Here is a 17,840-nt window from a genome sequence, read left to right on the forward strand (position 1 = left end):
CTTTTAACCCAGACTGTCCTTCTGGTAGCCGATTACTCGGCTGCCAAAGCCTTGTGCCGGCAATAACATGACGCCCTGATTGGCACTTCGGCTCGGGCAGCGGCCTTGTCCAGTTGTAGTTTTATTTGGGGCGCTTCAACCGTTTCACCGCGCCGATTCAGGCATTCGTACAAGCCGTGCAAGCTCCAGACATTGCCTGGGTGCTGGCAGGCCCGGCTAAGCGTTGCATCCAGTCCAAGGTCGGCGCGATAAACGCTTTCCGCTTCCACCATATGGCCTTGCTCCAATAATAGAGCGCCGAGCGCATGCCGAGTGGGCTGCATCCAACCCCAGGGTTCGTCGTAGGGTAGCGTATCATCAATCTCGACCGATCTACGCAGGTGCTCGAAAGCGCTCTCGTGCTCTCCCTTGTGATACGCTAGCTCACCTAGCATCATTTGCTCGGCAACCTTCAAGATGTCGCGGCACGCGTTGTTGAACAGCATTCTGGTTTCAGGCACCTGATCCAAAGCTTCATAGAATTTTACCTTTTCACTCTCGGCGTCAGTGATCTTTTGCTGGTTCGCCAAGGCAACGGTTCGCGCGTACCGCATCATGGCGGTAGTGACGCAGAAAAGCTCTTCATCAACTGGCAGATCCTGATCGAGTATCTCTTGCCAGCGTCCGAACCGGATCAGAACATGTTGCTTCATAGGGATGAAACCTTCGAACCAGTCGGCCATAGGGCGAAGGGTCTCCCCGGGTAATGTCGCAATCAATTCTTCCGCCGCTTCTATCGCTGCACTCGGTTGGCCAAGGAACATCGCTCCGTAGATCTTGAAGTGGTAATTGTGGCAGCGATAAACGGAGTAGAAGTTGTTGGGGCCCTCGCGCTCCAGAAACTTCCTGTCAGCAACGATGGCCGCTTGATTGCGAAGCACCACGTTCATGTAGTCACCGCACAAAACGTCGACGTGGGTAGGCATATGCAGTAGGTGCCCGGCGTCCGGAATCAGTGTGCTGAGCGCATCGCCATGGCGCAGCGCGCGTTCGGGGTGCGGGGACATTTCCATCAGATGAATATACATGTGCAGAAGCCCGGCATGTTCCCATGCGCCAGGAAGAGAGGAGAACGCTGTGTCGAGCACGCCAATTGCCTCAAGCGTATCTGCGCCTTCGGCTGGCTTCCCGGTCGCTAAATCCCAAAGCTGCCAAGGCGTCCGGTTCATGATAGCCTCGGCAAGGACGGCGCACACGTCCAGATCATTGCTGAATTCGGCATGGACTTTGCGCATTGCAGCAGCGAAGGCGTCATTCCACGGGCTAAATTCTTCGACATCTGACGAAGTTGGATAGCGGAACGGAATTGCCTCGATCAGGGCACGTTCAACCGGTGTCAATCGATCTAAAAGCGCGGTAGCGGCATCGATTGATGCACTTGCCAATGCGATGCAGTCGGGCTTCTCGTCGTCCTCAAAGGTTTCCCAAGGCTTGTTGTAGTTCGGTCCGATGCAATACGCGATGCCCCAATGCGCCATCGCACAATCGGGGTCGGCGGCAAGAGCTTTTTGAAAGCAAACTATCGCCTCTTCGTGATTGTAGGCATATGTCCACGCCAAGCCCCGATCGAACCACCTCTGAGCGTTATCTGAAGATGTTGAAATCTTACGCGTATAGTCGCCGAGGTCGTAGTACTCCATCGGGATTTCCCCCACTAAATTCGCTAAGTTTATCACGGAACGCCTTGAGTCGATAGCGACGCCGCAATTTGGCGAGTATCGGACTACCTGCCTATGCTTTTGGCTGCTTTGGGCTCACTGCTTTGAATTGAGCGGTTCTGTCGGATGACGCATATCAACGCTATGCGGTCCTTGGCAGTCTCCCCTTCGAGTTTTCAGCCCTCAAGGTCCGGCTCTTCCGTCTTCGTAGGCTCATTGAGATCGGTGCAAGGAAAGAGTCGCCGACAATACTGCCTTTCGCGAAACAGACGTAACAGCGGCCACTTTAAGCGATTGTTTCTCCGATTTTCTGGCTTTTGGAGACCTTGGCGAACGGTAATCTCGAAACAAAAAACACGCCTTCTGACAATTTATCGATTCTAACATTTTATGGGCATGGTAGAGTTTTCGAGCAATCTTTCCGGAAGTAACCATGAACCAACGCCGCCTTGCCGCAATCCTGTCTCTCGATGTCGTCGGCTTCAGTCGGATGATGCAAGGTGGCTCAAGGGCGCTGCTCAAAACACTGAACACGCTGTACCGCGATTTGGTGACACCAATCATCGGACAGCACCATGGCCGGGTGGTCAAACTTCTTGGCGATGGGGCACTAATTGAATTTCCGTCCGCGGGCCACGCTCTCGAAGGGGCAATCGCGATCCAAACCCAACTTAGAGAGCCGGACCATCCATATTTGGTTCCAGAACGCATTCAGCTTAGAGCAGGCTTGCATGTGGGCGATGTCGCTGTGGACGGTGAAGATATCTTCGGAGACGGCGTAAATATTGCGGCGCGCCTCCAAGCGGCAGCTGAACCCGGTGGCATTCTGGTCTCAAAAGTACTCTGTGATCTTGCCGGGTCGGATTATGCCAACCGATTGCACAGAGAGGGGCTGCGGACGTTAAAAGGTATTGCACAGCCGATTGAGGTGTTGTCGATCAACTTCACTGATGAAGGTGTGTCAAAGTCACGAGTCGACTTCGCCAAAACACAAGAAATCCGCTACTGTCAAACCGATGACGGCATTAGTCTGGCTTGGAGCGCAGTGGGCGACGGATCCCCGGTTGTGAAAGCACCAAGTTGGATTGGACATTTAGAACTGGACTGGCGCAATCCTGCGGTGGCTCCAATTTGCACTTCGGTTGCGCAACATCACCGGCTAATTCGATTTGACGCACGGCTCAACGGTCTCTCCGACTGGGATGCAGAAACTTGCACGTTCGATCGGTTCGTCGATGACTTGGAAACCATATTCGACGCGGCTGGTCTAAAGCGCGCGCCAATCCTTGCGATTTCACAAGGGTCTGCTGTCGCAGCCACCTTTGCAGCCCGTCGACCAGACCGGGTTTCGGCAATTGTTATGATCGGTGGTTTCCCAGTAGGACGAGCAAAACGGAAATCTCCGAAGGATGTTGAGCGAGCTCTGGCTATGAAACAGATGATGACTGCAGGGTGGGACGATGAGTATCCGTCTCTGCGCGATTTAATGGCGCAAATCATTGTGCCTAGCGCTAGCCAAGAGGCCCGGCGGCAATATGCAAAAGACATGAGCCAAATGATCTCGCCCGAAAACATGGGGCGGTATCGCGATGTGATCGACCAAATTGATATCAGGCAAACACTGTCAAAGGTTGAGGTGCCGTGCCTTGTTTGTCATGCGACGGGGGATAGGATGCAACCTGTCGATCAGGGACGACTGTTCGCCAAGGGATTGCCCAACGCGAAGTTCATCGCCTACGAAAGCTCTAACCATGCCATGCCGGACAACGACCCAGAATGGCCGCGTTTCGAGAGAGACGCTTTGGCTTTCTTAGCAGAAAACAAATGAAAGGTTTTGTCAGATCAACTACGCTTGAGCGTGGTATGGCATTTGGGAATGACCCGACCAAACTCCGTCAAGTGCTTCAAAAGCAGTCCCGAGTTCATTCGTCCAACCGTGATACTGATCGGCATCCTAGCCAAACGGCTTGCCGGACAGGTTGATTAGCGGTCATTTGTGAGACTTGCAGCATCCGGCACTATGGGCTCAGAGCGGACATGCGAACTGCTTTGCGAGATTGCTCGGCTACCCAACTGCGTCGGACTTCTCGCCCTCACTGGATAGCACGATTTGCATTTTGTTGGCGTCGAACGGCTGTAGTAGTTCAAACGCTTCGTCAGCGCTGCCGTTCATCCATTGCTCATAGTCTTCCGGCTCCAGGATCACGGGCATTCTCTGCGGATGTATCGGTTTCACGATTTCATTGGCTGAGGTCGTGATGACGGTATAAGTCTCTGTCTCTTCCGGTCCTTCCTTGCCCTCGTATCGGGAAGTTTGCCACATGCCCGCAAAAGCGAAGGGAGGGCGGTCCTCGTCCCCGTTGAGCGCGAACCAGTAGTATGTTGCTGGATTGCGGCCCTTGGCCTCACAGAACGAACTGGCAGGCACCAGGCAACGTCTTTCCTCGAAACTCCATTTCCAAAGGCCGCTTGAACGCACCTTGTCGTCTCTGGCGTTGTTCCAAGCCCCTGGCTGGATGATTGCGCCGGTCTTCTTAGACTTCTTTGTCGTGCGAAAACCCCAACTCAATTGAACCAGTTCCCGCGCCCCGTCCTCGGTCTTTCTAACGACCGGGGCCATGTGCTTGGGATAAATAGCGGGCAAGGGTTCGGCATTCCCAAGCCTGTCACGCTCTACAGCTACATCGAATAGTTGGCGCATCGCTTCGGCGGGAATCGTGTTCGAGTACAAATTGCACATAGCGAAGACGGTAAGGGGCAAAATCAGTTTGGACAAGTGGTCAATGTTCGCTACCTGTTCTCCATGCAGAACTGGCCCAATCGAATCCCCTTTGACCTTCACAATGAACTTGAATCCCGTCGTGTAGCCGATTGGGAAGCCGCATTGTGGCGCTGCTTTCCCAATAGCGCTTTAGCTTTCATGGTCGCTTGCATATCCACGTCCAATCCAAGAGCCGCAGCGTGTTTAAGGCATATCCCCAGGCGGTCCATGGCTTTACTGGCGGTCTCGGCCTTAACATGCCAAATCGGTGCCAACGTGTCTCGAATATCAATCTGATCGATGTCAGCAACGGGCACTTTTCCAAGCTTTGGTAAAACGTGCAGTTCTAATGGCGAAAACCAACGCCCAGCCTTGCCATCACCTTTTAACTCAGCTTTGCGGGACTCGAATGCGTCAAGAGCGATATCCTTCAGAAGGTGCATGTTGCGCTCAAGCTGCCTTCGTTCTTTCTCTCGTTCTTTGATGGGGTCTAAATCCTTGCGCGCGACCGCCCGCCACTTTTCGGCGTCCTCTCGGGCTTCTTTCAGTGAAACATCAGGGTAGGCACCAAGACCCATTTCTCGGCGGCGACCGTGAACTGTAACAAGCAGCACCCACTTGCCGTGCTTTACATCGCGCTTGTGCAGCCACAACCCGCCGCCGTCGCCATATTTTCCGGCATCGGCAGTCTTGACTTTAGCTCCACTAAGTTTGTTCGTTTGCCGCATTGGTGGAAAGCGCTTTCTTTTGGTCCCACTTTCAGTCCCATTACTACATCTTGTATAGTACGGATCAATTTGGAACAACCCGGAACAACAATGACAGGGCAACCTTCTAAAAATAAGTGATTTTCCCAAAACGCCGGAACTGCACGGAATGCTCTGGAAGTATTGTTCAATGCCCTCCACCCGCACCATCATAATTTACCATAATCATACTTATGCGAATATCTCGTGTAGCGGGGCACATTTGTTAAGTGCCCTTAAAAATGAGACTCCTATTTTGAGACTCGATTTGCTGAGAAGTTCTGGAACACTGCCCCGTCAGATTGGAAGCGCGAGTCTGGCGATGTTGAGGATGTGTCGCTCGAACTGATCATAGGTATCGCGGCAACTAGAACATTTCTACTTTGCACAACCAGTGACATTTCTACTTGGTTGCAACACCTCGCTTGTCCTCTGTCATCAACTACATCCTTCTTCTCCAAGTTGGAGCTTGAAGAAGATGTCTCGCAGGTGCGTACATATCTACAGATGGAAATCCAATCGACCGGCTTCCATCGTAAGCGGCCGCGAGGCCGGCGCAGTCACCAGTTCAAAAACACCGCAAAAATAAATGGCAATTTTCTTGAATACTTTTACCATGTGGTCAAATTAGGGGGCAGATGAATGTTCGACATCATCATCAGACAGGCCAGCTTGCCGGATGGCCACGAACCGGTGGATATTGCAATCAAGGGCGACCGCATTGCGGAAATTGCCACTGACATCAAGGGTGAGGTGCGCGAAGAAATCGACGCAGCGGGCCACTTGGTTTCGCCTCCTTTTGTCGACACGCACTTCCATATGGACGCCACCCTGAGCCTCGGGTTGCCACGTATGAACGTCTCGGGCACGCTTCTGGAGGGCATCGCGCTTTGGGGTGAATTGAAGCCCCTGCTGACACCCGAGGCGGTGATCGAACGGGCCATGCGATATTGCGACCTGGCCGTGTCGCAGGGATTGCTGGCCATCCGTTCGCATGTGGATGTTTCATCAACCCCGTTGGTGGGTGTTGAAGCTCTGTTGGAAGTGCGCAAGCTGGTTGCCCCCTATATTGACCTGCAATTGGTGGCATTCCCGCAAGATGGCCTTTTCCGATCGAGAGACGCAGAGAGAAACCTGATCCGGGCGCTCGATATGGGCGTCGATGTCGTGGGCGGGATTCCGCATTTTGAACGCACGATGTCGGAAGGTGCCCGATCGGTCACAAGGCTGGCCGAGATCGCGGCGGACCGCGGCCTGATGCTGGACCTGCACTGTGATGAAAGCGATGATCCGATGTCTCGCCACGTAGAAACGCTGGCCTTTGAGACCACGCGCCTCGGGCTCGGCGGTCGTGTGACTGCAAGCCACGTCACCGCGATGCATTCATACGACAATTACTATGCCTCGAAGCTCATTCCGCTGATCGCGGAAAGCGGCATGAATGTTGTACCGAACCCGCTTATCAATATCACGCTGCAAGGTCGCTCAGACACCTATCCGCGCCGCCGTGGCCTGACCCGCGTGCCAGAATTGCGTGCGGCGGGTGTGAACGTTTCCTTCGGGCAGGATTGCACCATGGATCCATGGTACTCGCTTGGATCCGCCGACATGCTGGAAGTGGCCCATATGGGCGTGCATGCGGTGCCGATGACATCCCGCGAAGCGATAGAGTGGGCTTTTTCATCTGTTACCCAGAACGGTGCCAAGACCATGGGTCTGCCTGACCCCACAATTCGCGAAGGTGGCCCTGCCAACATGGTTGTACTGCAAGCACGTGACCCGATTGAAGCTGTTCGCATGAAAGCCACACGCCTTGCCGTCATCAAAAACGGAAAGGTGCTGGCCCGCACGGAACCACGAATGGCCGCGCTTTCGTTGCCCGGCCGCCCCACGACCCTGGATCCCGCCGATTACGCGCCCAGGCCCAAAACTCAGGAAGCTCAAAAACAAGAATAACTGCCACCAACAGAAGAGGATACTCCAATGAAACTCACCACAACACGTCGTCAACTGATGGTCGGCGCTGCGGCCACGCTGGCCCTGCCGGCTTACGTCCGCCGCGCGAATGCACAATCTGCGACCCGCGTTGCCGGCGTGCATATGTCTCCGGTCGAAAATGCCTGGAACAGCCGTATCCACGTGGCAATGCAGGAGGCCTCCGATGCTGGCCTGATCGAGTATGAGTTCTCTGAAGGCGTGGCACCAACCGACTATCCCCGCGCGATGCGCGAGTATGCAGAAGGTGGTGCGCAGATAATCTGGGGCGAATCCTACGCCGTGGAACGCGAAGCACGAGAAGTGGCAGGCGATTATCCCGATACCGCCTTCCTCATGGGCTCTTCCGGCGGACCGGACGGGGACAATTTCGGCGTCTTTGGCACCCGCAACCACGAGGCGGCCTATTTGGCCGGAATGCTTGCCGGCCAAATGTCGGAAAGCAATGTTTTCGGTTCCGTCGGCGGTTATCCGATCCCCGAGGTGAACCTGCTGATCAATGCTTTCCGGATGGGCGTCAGTGAAGTGAACCCTGACGCCACCTTCCTGAACGGTTTTATCGGCGCATGGTTTGATCCGGCCCGCGCGCAGGAAGCAGCAATTGCCCAGATCGATGCGGGTGCGGATATCCTGTTTGGTGAACGGATCGGTACGGCGGATGCGGCTCAGGCGCGTGGTGTGAAAGCCATCGGTTCACTTATCGATTACACACCGCGCTATCCCGGTACGGTCTTTGCCAACGCGATATGGAACTATGGGCCAACTATCGAAGCCATCGTGGCGGACGTTCAGGCGGGCAATCCCACCGGGCGCAACTACACGGAGTATTCCTTCATGGCCCATGGCGGCAATGAGCTGATCTATGTCGCCGACGAAGTGCCTGCTGATGCCATCCCGGCGATGGAGGCCAAACAGGCTGCGATCCAATCCGGTGAATGGGACGTTCCGATCGACGAAAGTGAGCCCTCCTGATTCTGAGGGCGTTGACGTGACCGATGCCACGGCCCTTGCGGCTTCCATCATGGCGAGGCAGATCTCTGCCAGCGAGGTGATGGAGGCAAGCCTTTCCGCCTGCCACGCACAGGCAGATTTGGGGGCCGTGGTTTTTTTGGATGAAGACATGGCCCGCGCGGGGGCAAGGGCAGCGGACGTCTTGCCACCTGACCAGCGCGGGCCCTTTCATGGGGTTCCTTTTTTGGTCAAAGACCTCGGCGGATCTGCAAAGGGGCTGCCAGCCGCTGCGGGATCCGCGGCTATCCGGGCGCGCGGTCGAAAACCCGATAGAGACAGTCACCTATTGGGGGATCTACGCCAGACTGGCCTGATATCCTTCGGCTTGACCGCGACCCCTCCTTTCGGTCTTTCCCTGACATGCGAACCAGATGGCATCGCTGCTACTAGCAATCCATGGAACCCCGCGTTGACGCCCGGTGGTTCATCCGGCGGCGCTGCGGCAGCGGTCGCAGGTGGTATCGTTGCCATTGCCCATGCTACGGATGCGGCCGGGTCCATCAGAGTACCTGCCGCGTGCTGCGGTTTGACCGGGCTTAAGCCGTCTCGTGGTGCGGTGCCCGGAGGTCCTGATTTTGCCAATCACCTGATGGGGATAGCCTCTGAACTGGTGTTGGCACGGTCGGTCCGTGACGTGACAACCGCCCTTGGTGCCGTAGTCCAGCCAATGGCCCCGGTGCATCTGCCAGAACGCCCCCGTGTCGCGGTGGCATTGCCGGATCGTTGTGAAGCGGCCCAAAGCAAGGCCGCGAAAGATGCGGCCGACGCGCTGCGCGATGCTGGCTGTGAGGTGCGTGCCATCCGTTCTCCCGACGGGCTCGGGGTTGAGGCCCATGAAATTGCCCGAACCATATTGGCTGTTTCCTTGGCTGAGTGGCTCACTGCACTGGGGATCTCTGATGATCAGGTGCCCCCGCTTGCCGCCGCCATGGCTGCCGAGGGCCGTGCGACACCTGCCACCGTGCTTTTTGCGGCCGTGCGACAGCTGGCGCGGCTGACACATCGTTCTTGCCAGCTCTTCAGTTCCGCTGATGCCATCCTAATGCCGGTCCTCTCGTCTGCGCCGCCCATTGTTGGTACTTTGGACCTGTCTGGCGCTTCTCCTGATGAACACATGGCGCGGCTGGAGGCTTTTGCCCCAAACGCAGCACTTGCCAATGTAGCGGGCTTGCCAGCTTTGGCGTTGCCTTTTGGCATGGCAAATGGCCTTCCAGTCGGTGTGCAACTGATCGGACCGCCCGGCGCGGATTTTGCGCTGCTGAAACTCGGCAAATTGATCGAGACCCGCGCGCCCGAACTTTCCTTTCCGTCCCCAATCGCAGGCCTGCCCGCATGACCAAGGTTCTGGAGCTACACAACATTACCAAGCGTTTTGGAACGCTTGTCGCCAATGATGATGTGACCCTTACACTGGCCGAGGGTGAAATCCTTGCGCTGTTGGGTGAAAATGGCGCAGGTAAAACGACGCTGATGAACATCCTGTTCGGTCATTACGCAGCCGATGAAGGCACTGTCAGGGTGTTCGGCAAAGAGCTGCCACCCGGCCTGCCGCGCGCTGCAATCGAAGTGGGTGTGGGGATGGTACACCAACACTTCACGCTTGCCGGAAACCTCACGGTTCTGGAAAACGTCATTCTTGGTTCTGAACCCATGACGCGCGCACGATCCGCTCGGGCCGCCGCCCGCAAGAAATTGTTGCAGATCGCTGATCGGTTCGGTCTGCCCGTGAACCCCGATGCCAAGGTTCGGTCGCTGTCCGTGGGTGAGCGCCAACGGGTCGAAATTCTGAAAGCGCTCTACCGTGACGCTCGTATACTGATCCTGGATGAACCTACTGCCGTTCTGGCCCGGCCCGAGGCAATGCGCCTGTTCGAGACGCTGCGCGACATGACGAAAGAAGGTCTCTCGCTTATCTTCATCAGCCACAAACTGCATGAGGTTATGGCGGCTTCTGATCGTGTGGCCGTCCTTCGTGGCGGCAAGATGGTGGCGGAACGGAAAACCTCTGAGACCAACCCCGGTGAGCTGGCGGAACTGATGGTCGGCCGAAAAGTGGAACGCCCCGTACGTCAAGACCACGAGATCGGCGCGCCAGTTTTGATCGCAAACGATGTGCGCGTGGAAGAAGACGGTGAGTTGCGGCTGGATGACGCGTCATTCACCGTCCACGCTGGTGAGATCCTTGGAATCGTCGGTGTTTCAGGTAATGGGCAGGCTTCCCTTGGCGGTCTGTTGTCCGGATTGATCCACCCAAGCGCCGGGCAGTTGACACTCCTGAACAAGGATATCGGCCATCTGGGTCCGCGTGGCATGATCCAGGCTGGCGCTGGCAGGGTGCCCGAAGACCGTCATGCAGAAGGTGTCGTGGGTGAGTTGAGCCTGTGGGAAAATGCAGTTCTTGAACGACTGCGCACACCCGAGTTTTCGTACCGCGGCTTTGTCCGACAACGCGCCGCCCGAGAATACACCTCAGGGTTGATCGAACGTTTTGACATCCGGGGTGCCAGCCCGGACACGCGAACAAGGCTGCTGTCTGGCGGAAACATGCAAAAGCTGATCCTGGGACGGGTCCTGACCAACGGGCCGCGATTTGTGCTCGCCAACCAGCCGACGAGAGGCCTTGATGAAGGGGCAATTGCCGCAGTTCATGCCGAGCTTCTGGCCGCACGGGCCGAGGGTGCTGCGATCCTTCTCATTTCAGAAGAACTGGAAGAAGCCGTAGCTCTTTCAGACCGGATACAGGCGATCGTCAAAGGTCGTTTGTCGAAACCGATATCCGCTGATGAGGCTGACCCACAACGCCTTGGCCTGATGATGGCAGGTGTCTGGAAGGAAGATGACGATGCGGCTTGAACGACGCACACAAGTGCCGCTGCACCTTGTGGTTATCGCGCCGCTGGTCGCGATCTTTACCGCATTGCTTTTGGCTGCGGGCCTCATCGCGGCTGCGGGGGTAAACCCGCTTACGGCTTATAGTGAAATGCTGACTGGCGCACTTGGCTCACGCCTTGCGATTACCGAGATGCTGACCCGCGCCACGCCGCTGATCTTCACCGGGCTTGCCGCTGCTGTCGCTTTTCGTGCGCGGCTTTGGAACATCGGCGGCGAGGGGCAGTTCTTTGTCGGCGCGCTGATTACCGCGTGGATCGGGCATTCACTAGGGGTTCCCGGATGGATTGGTATTCCGATTTTGATGCTGGCAGGCATGGCAGCGGGCGCGGCCCTGTTGGCAGGCCCCGCATTTTTGCGCCTGCGTTTCGGGGTGGATGAGGTGGTAACAACCCTGCTGCTCAATTTCATAGTAATCCTTTTCGTCGGCCTCATGATCGAAGGCCCGATGCGCGATCCGTTGGCTTTTGGCTGGCCCTCTTCCGTACCCGTAGATGGTGATTTCCGATTGCCTGATCTGATCCCCCGCACGCGTCTGCATATAGGGCTGCTTTTTGCCATCGCAGCGGCCGGTGCCGTTTGGCTGATCCTGGCGCGTACTGTTTTCGGGGCTGAAACACGCGCCGCAGGTTTTAACGCCAGTGCTGCTGCCTTTGCCGGAATTTCTCTGCCCCGAACGATTATGGGTGTGGCTCTGCTTTCGGGCGCTTTGGCGGGGCTGGCAGGTTCCGTCGAAGTCTTGGGTGTTACAGCGGGCGTCACCACAACGATGAGCCCGGGATTCGGCTATGCCGGCATTGTTGTCGCGATGCTCGCCGCGTTGCATCCGGCCGGCGTGGTCGCCGCCGCCGTGTTCGTCGCCACTGTTTTTGTCGGGGCCGACGCCATGAGCCGCGCGACGGGCGTTCCCAGTTTCATTGCCGATGTGATCGTGGCGCTCTGTCTGCTCACCATGATCGTGGCCCTTCTTTTCACAACCTACCGGGTGCGCCGATGAATGAAGCAATTGATCTGCTGCTGAATACCAGTCTCTGGGCGTCCGTGCTGCGTATCGCAACGCCGCTCATATTTGGCGTCCTTGGTGCATTGCTCTGTGAACGTTCAGGTGTGCTCAATTTGGGGATCGAGGGGATCATGACCATGGGTGCGATGAGCGGTTGGCTTGCCGTTTACATGGGCGCACCTTTGCTGGTGGGCCTGATGATTGCCGCGATTTGCGGCGCGGTGATGGGATTGCTGCACGCCATGCTGACGGTCCCGCTTGGGTTGTCGCAACACGTGTCGGGGCTCGGCATCACGCTGTTTGCATCCGCGCTGGCCTATTACCTCTACAGGTTACTTGTTGAAGTGGGTGATCTGCCCCCGACAATAGAACCATTCCAGCCACTCGATCTTCCGGGTCTTTCCGATATCCCCATTTTGGGACCGATCCTGTTTTCCCAGGCTCTGCCGACTTATCTGGCGCTCTTGGCGGTGGCTGTGATGGCCTATGTCTTTGCTCGGACCCCGTTGGGACTGGCCATACGCATGACTGGTGAAAACCCGCATGCGGTTGAGGCGCAGGGGTTGAACCCCATTCGCATCCGCATCGGTGCAGTCGTTGTCGGATCAGCCTTGATGGCAGTGGGAGGCGCTTTCCTGACGACAACGGCGTTCAACAGCTTCTTCCCGGGCATGGTTCAGGGGCGCGGTTGGATTTGCATAGCGCTTGTAGTCTTCGCGAGTTGGCGGCCCGGTAAGGCGCTGATCGGTGCCGTGTTGTTTGCGTTTTTTGATGCATACCAATTGCGGCTGCAAACAGCGATTGAAGGCGTACCATATCAGCTTTTCCTGATGGCGCCCTATGTGCTTTCCATAGTCGCGCTCGTCCTTGTCGCCCGCAGGGCCGAGGTGCCTGCTGCGCTGATGGCACCCTATCGGCGCGGTGAGCGTTAGGAACACGTTCACAGCCAGTGGATGACTGGTCATCCAAGCGCGAAAGGGGCAGGAAATACATGAGACATCGGGTCATGGCCGGTTGCGACAGTTGTGCCTGTGCCTTTCGTGTTTGACGGGTTCTGGCGTCAACACCTTGGGCAAGAGGCCATTGATCGCAATGCAGCGTGTCAATAGCCGGTGACAATGGCGATAAGAAAAGGCGGCCTCTGACGATGAAAAGCCGCCTTGTGACTTTCGACCTGACGTTGTTGCCTAGTTGGCTACCGACTGCAGTCTCCGTCGATCAGCGGCGGTTGCATTTCTCTCAACAACAGTACGGTTGAACGGGTCCTTCAGTTCGTAGCGGCCAAACTCGATCGCTTCCTTCCAGCCATTGACATAGTTTACTTCAATGTTGTTCCCCTGACGTTCAACTTTCGTCGGGCGACTTCCCGCAGCACCTCCTTGGCCGGACGAGCGCACGTTGTCGACTGAGATACCATCTGCCAATGACCGGGGCCTCGAGACATCAGCTCCTGTAGCTGGCCGTTCTTCCACAGTGCGATTCTGAGCATTCTTTCTTTCATGTCGACCGTTTTCGATTTCTTCCTTGGTTCCATCGGCGAAGCGCACTTCGATGCCGTTCGCGTGGGTCTCAACCTTTGTTATCCCGGCTGAGCGTGATGACCCGCCCCCTGCCCGGGACTGATCCTTATTGCCGCTGCCTCGGTTCGAACGCTTCGAGTCGTCGTCATCGTCGTCGCGACCACCTTTGCCGGATCCAGAATTGTCGTCGCGGTCACCACCGCTACCACTGTTGCTCGACCCCGAGTTGTCGTCCCGTTCGCCCCCACGATCATCCCCCCGATCGTCATCGCCACCATCCCCGTCTTTTCCGCTGCCACTTTTGGCAAAGGCATAGGCTGGTTCAAGTTGCAGGCGACCTTCCGCGTCAAACTTCGGTACGTAAGGCGTCGCAACAATCAACGAAGCCAGTGCTGCGGTGCTAAGAAGCTGGCCCAGTTTTCCTTGAAGTTTCATTTTTTCGCCTCCAGTTCTGTTCGACCCATCTCATGGTGCCAGTGACAGATTACCCAGGGCTTTGCTTCCCGACATCGGGCTTAGGTCTGATGAATTGCAGGCCGAACGTCCAAGCCAAAACCACGACATCCGTCGTATTCGATTGCACCGAGTGGTTTAAGAAACTTGGCTCGGTTTTGCTCCGTTGCCTTTCAACTCGTCATCGGGTTCCAGATGAATAACAAAGACAGAACCAGGATAAACGCGTTCCAATGCCAGTTCGACTTCATTGCATATGTCATGCGCCGCGCTGACCGACATTGCGCCGTCCACAACGAGGTGGAACTCGACGAAGATGATATTTGCGGATCTGCGTCCCTTTAGGTCGTGACACTCCAGAGCGGCCCCCATATTGTTTTCAATGGTGCTGGAAACTACCTGCAAGTCATAGTCGGAAAGGCTTACATCCATCAGGCCATCAACGGACGCACGAATAACTTTCCATCCTTCCCACAGAATGTTCAGCGCGACGAGGATTGCAAGGATCGGATCAAGGATCAGCCAGCCAGTGACAAGCGCAAGTAAAAGCCCAACGACAACGCCAATTGATGTTATCACGTCGGTAAAGATGTGTCGGGAACTTGCTTGCAATGCAGGCGACCCCTCGCGCCTTCCGATCTTGAGCAACAAGTAAGCCCATACACCATTCACGCCGGTTGCGATGATGTTGATGACAATTCCAAGCAGCGGCGCATCTTCAAGATGTGGGTCAGGCAGCGCCAACACTGCCTCTCTGATGATCAAAAAGGCGGCGAGCACAATCAACACGCCCTCAACGACGGCGGAAAGATACTCGGCTTTCTTGTGACCAAAGGGGTGGTTTTCGTCCGGTGGCTTGCTTGCAACCCGCACAGCGAAAAACGCAAGCAGCGCTGCGACTACGTTCACTGTGGATTCCATCGCGTCCGACAGCAGAGCCACTGAACCTGTCAGCCACCACGCCAGTAATTTCAGGGCCAATACGGCTATGGAGATCGGGATGGACCAAAGAGCGAATTTCTGTGTCATTTGGCCAAGACCCTCGATCAAACGTCAACGAAAACTCGTGCGATAAGTGAATTTTCGTGCTCAAGACCTAAAACAGGTGATGGAGACAAAGGGAAGAGAAGCGTTGGGTTTTCTGCCCAAAATCATCTGGGTATCCGCATTACAGCCTCAATCACCGGTCACTCTGATGAGGGCTCAATCGGTGGCACGGGAACGGCTTTGAGATAGGCGGCAATCGCGAAGCGCTCGTTATCGCTCAATCGGGAAGTGTTCTCGATCACTTCAACCATTTCACCCCCGGCGCTGTCATAATCCGGTGTAAAGCCCGACTTCAGATACTCCGCGATGTCAGCTTCCGACCAATCGAGCTGATCTGCCGTGAGGCCGGGTATGCGCCCTTTCCCGCCAGGATTGGGCGCGCCTGCCAGCCAGAGGTCACGTTTCAAACCACCCAACCCGTTTCTTGGCGTGTGGCATTCGGCGCAATGTCCCAGCGCCTCTACCAGATACCGACCTTGAATTTGCTGGTCAGTCAGGTCGCCTTCTACAACCCAGCCCGGCTCCAGATACAACAGTTTCCATCCGCCCAGCCCCCGTCGAATGTTAAACGGGAAACCGACTTCATGCGGGAAGCTTTCAGTGGCAACTGCCGGAAGGGTGGCAAGGAATGCGTGGAGCGACGCGACGTCTTCTGCTGTCATATTTGAGTAAGATGTATAAGGAAAAGCCGGAAAATAGTGCTGTCCTTCGGGTCCGGTCCCATGAAAAAGTGCATTGGCCAGATCCAATGCGGACCAGGACCCGATACCTGCAACCGGATCACTGGAAATGTTCGGGGCTATGAACGTGCCGAATTCCGTCTCAAACCGGCGACCACCAGCGAGTTCGAGCAATTCCTCGCCAGCGGCGCTCGGCGCAGAGTGGCAGGACGCACATCCCGCCGCGTAAAACACCACCTCACCTCTTTCGTGATCAGGGGTAACACCGTCCAGTAGGGTCTGATCAACTCTTTTCGGGCGGATCAGCACCAGACCGACCAGCCCGACCAGAACTGCAATAACTGCGGCGAAAATGAATAAACGCCGCATGGCCAGCGCTCCTTTAGTCTTTTGGCGCCCTGTAAGCTTTGTGACATGCCGAGCACGATCCGCCCAGATCACCCATCGCCGCCTTCAGAGCATCGACATCTTGGCCTGCCGCTGCCTGCATCGCAACAGCGGCTTCGGCCATGGCCTGACCCTTCGCACTTACATCCGGGAAGTTTTCCCAGATGGCTGGCAACGCTCGGGTGGACGGGTCGGACGCATTGTCGGATCCGGCAGGCCACATCGCGGATTGATCGATCTGCGTCAGAACAACCAGGTTGTTCGCTGCCCGTGTTGCCGCATCGGCATCGTATTCCATCTCTCCCTTGGCCATGCCACCCAGATTGCCAAGATTGAAGGCATAAAGCTTCATGATCGAGGTCCGAGCCTTGACCGCCGGATTTTCGCTTTCCTGGGCGATGGCTGATCCAATAACCGCCACCGACAACAAACCAGCCGCAACGGCCGAGAACTTCTTCATCATTGTGCGTCTCCCTGTTCAATGCGTCGAATACTAGACTGAACATTTTTTCTTGTAATTGTTTGATGTTCAGCGTTCCTTGTTAAATTATGAACAACCAGAACTGGGATGATTTTCGATACGCGCTCGCCGTAAGAAAATACGGGTCATTGAATGCGGCCGCTGGGGCCTTGGGTGTCACTCATGCTACGGTGTTGCGCAGAGTTGCTGCACTTGAAGACCGATTTGGATGCGTGATTTTTCAGAAAAGCCCATCAGGGTATTCTGCGTTGCCCGAAGCCAGAACAATTCTTTCGGCAATGGAAAGCGTTGAAGAGGCCGTGCTGTCCGTGGAGCGGGCAATTGTGGGTGCGAACCGGTCCCCTGCGGGTCATGTTCGCATTGCGTCCACTGACAGTCTTTGTCAGCTTGTATTGCCCCAAATACTAAATGAGATATCACAAATGTATCCCGGCTTGGAGCTGACGTTGTTAAGCGGCAACAACCACCATGATCTATCGAGGCTGACCGCGGACATCGCCGTACGACCTTCGATCAAACTCGAAGACGGGCTTGTCAGTGAACGTGCAGGAACACTGTCATTTGGCGTTTTTGACGACGGTTCCCCCAATAGAAAATGGTTGAGGCTTGATGGGGCGTTGAGCCGCTCGCTCCCGGCCAAATGGTTGGCCGAACATGTCAGCGCGAATGAAATGACCAATGGAGCAGATAGCTTCTTAGTGCTTCAGCAGATGGCGGTATCCGGGGTGGGCAAAGCCTTTCTACCCTCATTTATTGGCAATGCGGATCCTCGGCTCCATCGGTCGACAGAAATTGATCCCGGCCTTGATGTTCCACTTTGGGTAGCGACACTTGACGAAATAGCCCACACTCCGAGGTTTGCCATCGTGCAGCGAGCTTTGGTTGAACGCCTGTCCATTGCACTGCCAGAGTGACAAATCACAAAGAACAGTCTCAAGGAGTCGCGGTTCCTCCGAGAACAGCTCTGTGGCCGAGGTGCTGATTGCCCAGAGCAGCTTTGAGCGAGCCCTGCACTAAATGCGGAGCCGCGAGAGCTTTTCTGTCCAAGCTCCACGCCTGAGCCCGGGTCTAGGCCGCGCTGATCGCGCACGATGCTTGGAACAAAACAGACTGAGCCGCAATCCAAACGTGATTGCATGCTCAATGCGGCCCCATCGCTTGGAAAAGCGT

General features: G+C 56.0%; 14 protein-coding genes and 2 pseudogenes. 9 read left to right on the top strand and 7 right to left on the bottom strand.

Going from position 1 to position 17,840, the window contains the following annotated elements; all coding sequences use genetic code 11:
• Positions 1-32 precede the first annotated feature (32 nt).
• Positions 33-1,679, bottom strand: a complete 1,647-nt coding sequence (locus tag D1823_RS19715) for a tetratricopeptide repeat protein (protein WP_117873280.1) — start codon at positions 1,677-1,679, stop codon at positions 33-35.
• Between the two features lie 451 nt (positions 1,680-2,130).
• Here D1823_RS19715 and D1823_RS19720 point away from each other — a divergent pair, with 451 nt between their 5' ends.
• Complete coding sequence (locus tag D1823_RS19720) at positions 2,131-3,525, top strand: alpha/beta fold hydrolase (protein ID WP_117873282.1); 1,395 nt, start codon at positions 2,131-2,133, stop codon at positions 3,523-3,525.
• Between the two features lie 237 nt (positions 3,526-3,762).
• Here D1823_RS19720 and D1823_RS19725 read toward each other — a convergent pair whose 3' ends face one another.
• Complete coding sequence (locus D1823_RS19725; protein ID WP_254683876.1) at positions 3,763-4,473, bottom strand: SOS response-associated peptidase; 711 nt, start codon at positions 4,471-4,473, stop codon at positions 3,763-3,765.
• 104 nt (positions 4,474-4,577) lie between these two features.
• A pseudogene (locus tag D1823_RS19730) lies at positions 4,578-5,186 on the bottom strand (tyrosine-type recombinase/integrase); the annotation flags it as partial.
• A gap of 660 nt (positions 5,187-5,846) precedes the next feature.
• On the opposite strand from D1823_RS19730, the gene D1823_RS19735 reads away from it, so the two are divergent.
• From D1823_RS19735 to D1823_RS19760, 6 genes are read left to right on the top strand one after another with little or no spacing between them, the layout of a single operon-like run.
• A complete protein-coding gene (locus tag D1823_RS19735; RefSeq protein WP_117873286.1) occupies positions 5,847-7,160 on the top strand; it encodes an amidohydrolase family protein in 1,314 nt (437 codons plus the stop codon).
• Positions 7,161-7,187: 27 nt separating this feature from the next.
• Positions 7,188-8,171 (top strand): BMP family protein, encoded by a 984-nt coding sequence (locus tag D1823_RS19740; RefSeq protein WP_117873288.1) that lies wholly within the window; start codon positions 7,188-7,190, stop codon positions 8,169-8,171.
• Positions 8,172-8,187: 16 nt separating this feature from the next.
• The gene (locus tag D1823_RS19745) at positions 8,188-9,546 is read left to right on the top strand and encodes an amidase (RefSeq protein ID WP_162896893.1); all 1,359 of its coding nucleotides are present in this window, start codon (positions 8,188-8,190) and stop codon (positions 9,544-9,546) included.
• Positions 9,543-11,063: an ABC transporter ATP-binding protein gene (locus D1823_RS19750; RefSeq protein WP_117873292.1), complete on the top strand. Its 1,521-nt coding sequence runs from the start codon at positions 9,543-9,545 to the stop codon at positions 11,061-11,063. Before D1823_RS19745 ends, D1823_RS19750 begins: the two co-directional genes overlap by 4 nt.
• Positions 11,053-12,096, top strand: coding sequence for an ABC transporter permease (locus D1823_RS19755; RefSeq protein ID WP_117873293.1), 1,044 nt, complete (start codon positions 11,053-11,055; stop codon positions 12,094-12,096). The genes D1823_RS19750 and D1823_RS19755 overlap by 11 nt, the downstream gene beginning before the upstream one ends.
• The gene (locus D1823_RS19760) at positions 12,093-13,034 is read left to right on the top strand and encodes an ABC transporter permease (protein WP_117873295.1); all 942 of its coding nucleotides are present in this window, start codon (positions 12,093-12,095) and stop codon (positions 13,032-13,034) included. Before D1823_RS19755 ends, D1823_RS19760 begins: the two co-directional genes overlap by 4 nt.
• 255 nt (positions 13,035-13,289) lie before the next feature.
• Here D1823_RS19760 and D1823_RS22175 read toward each other — a convergent pair whose 3' ends face one another.
• From D1823_RS22175 to D1823_RS19780, 4 genes are all read right to left on the bottom strand, one after another.
• Positions 13,290-14,057, bottom strand: a complete 768-nt coding sequence (locus D1823_RS22175; RefSeq protein ID WP_254683877.1) for a hypothetical protein — start codon at positions 14,055-14,057, stop codon at positions 13,290-13,292.
• 156 nt (positions 14,058-14,213) lie between these two features.
• Entirely contained in the window at positions 14,214-15,104 is an 891-nt protein-coding gene (locus D1823_RS19770) for a cation diffusion facilitator family transporter (RefSeq protein WP_371415321.1), read from the bottom strand.
• 158 nt (positions 15,105-15,262) lie between these two features.
• Positions 15,263-16,171 (bottom strand): cytochrome c, encoded by a 909-nt coding sequence (locus D1823_RS19775; RefSeq protein ID WP_117873297.1) that lies wholly within the window; start codon positions 16,169-16,171, stop codon positions 15,263-15,265.
• 13 nt (positions 16,172-16,184) lie between these two features.
• Positions 16,185-16,652 (bottom strand): cytochrome c, encoded by a 468-nt coding sequence (locus D1823_RS19780; protein ID WP_117873299.1) that lies wholly within the window; start codon positions 16,650-16,652, stop codon positions 16,185-16,187.
• Positions 16,653-16,738: 86 nt separating this feature from the next.
• Here D1823_RS19780 and D1823_RS22335 point away from each other — a divergent pair.
• Positions 16,739-16,858: pseudogene (locus D1823_RS22335) on the top strand (LysR family transcriptional regulator); the annotation flags it as partial.
• Between the two features lie 60 nt (positions 16,859-16,918).
• Complete coding sequence (locus D1823_RS19785) at positions 16,919-17,584, top strand: substrate-binding domain-containing protein (protein ID WP_254683878.1); 666 nt, start codon at positions 16,919-16,921, stop codon at positions 17,582-17,584.
• Positions 17,585-17,840: the final 256 nt, after the last annotated feature.

The sequence above is a fragment of the Ruegeria sp. AD91A genome (genome assembly GCF_003443535.1).
In the GTDB taxonomy this organism is placed as follows: Bacteria; Pseudomonadota; Alphaproteobacteria; order Rhodobacterales; family Rhodobacteraceae; genus Ruegeria.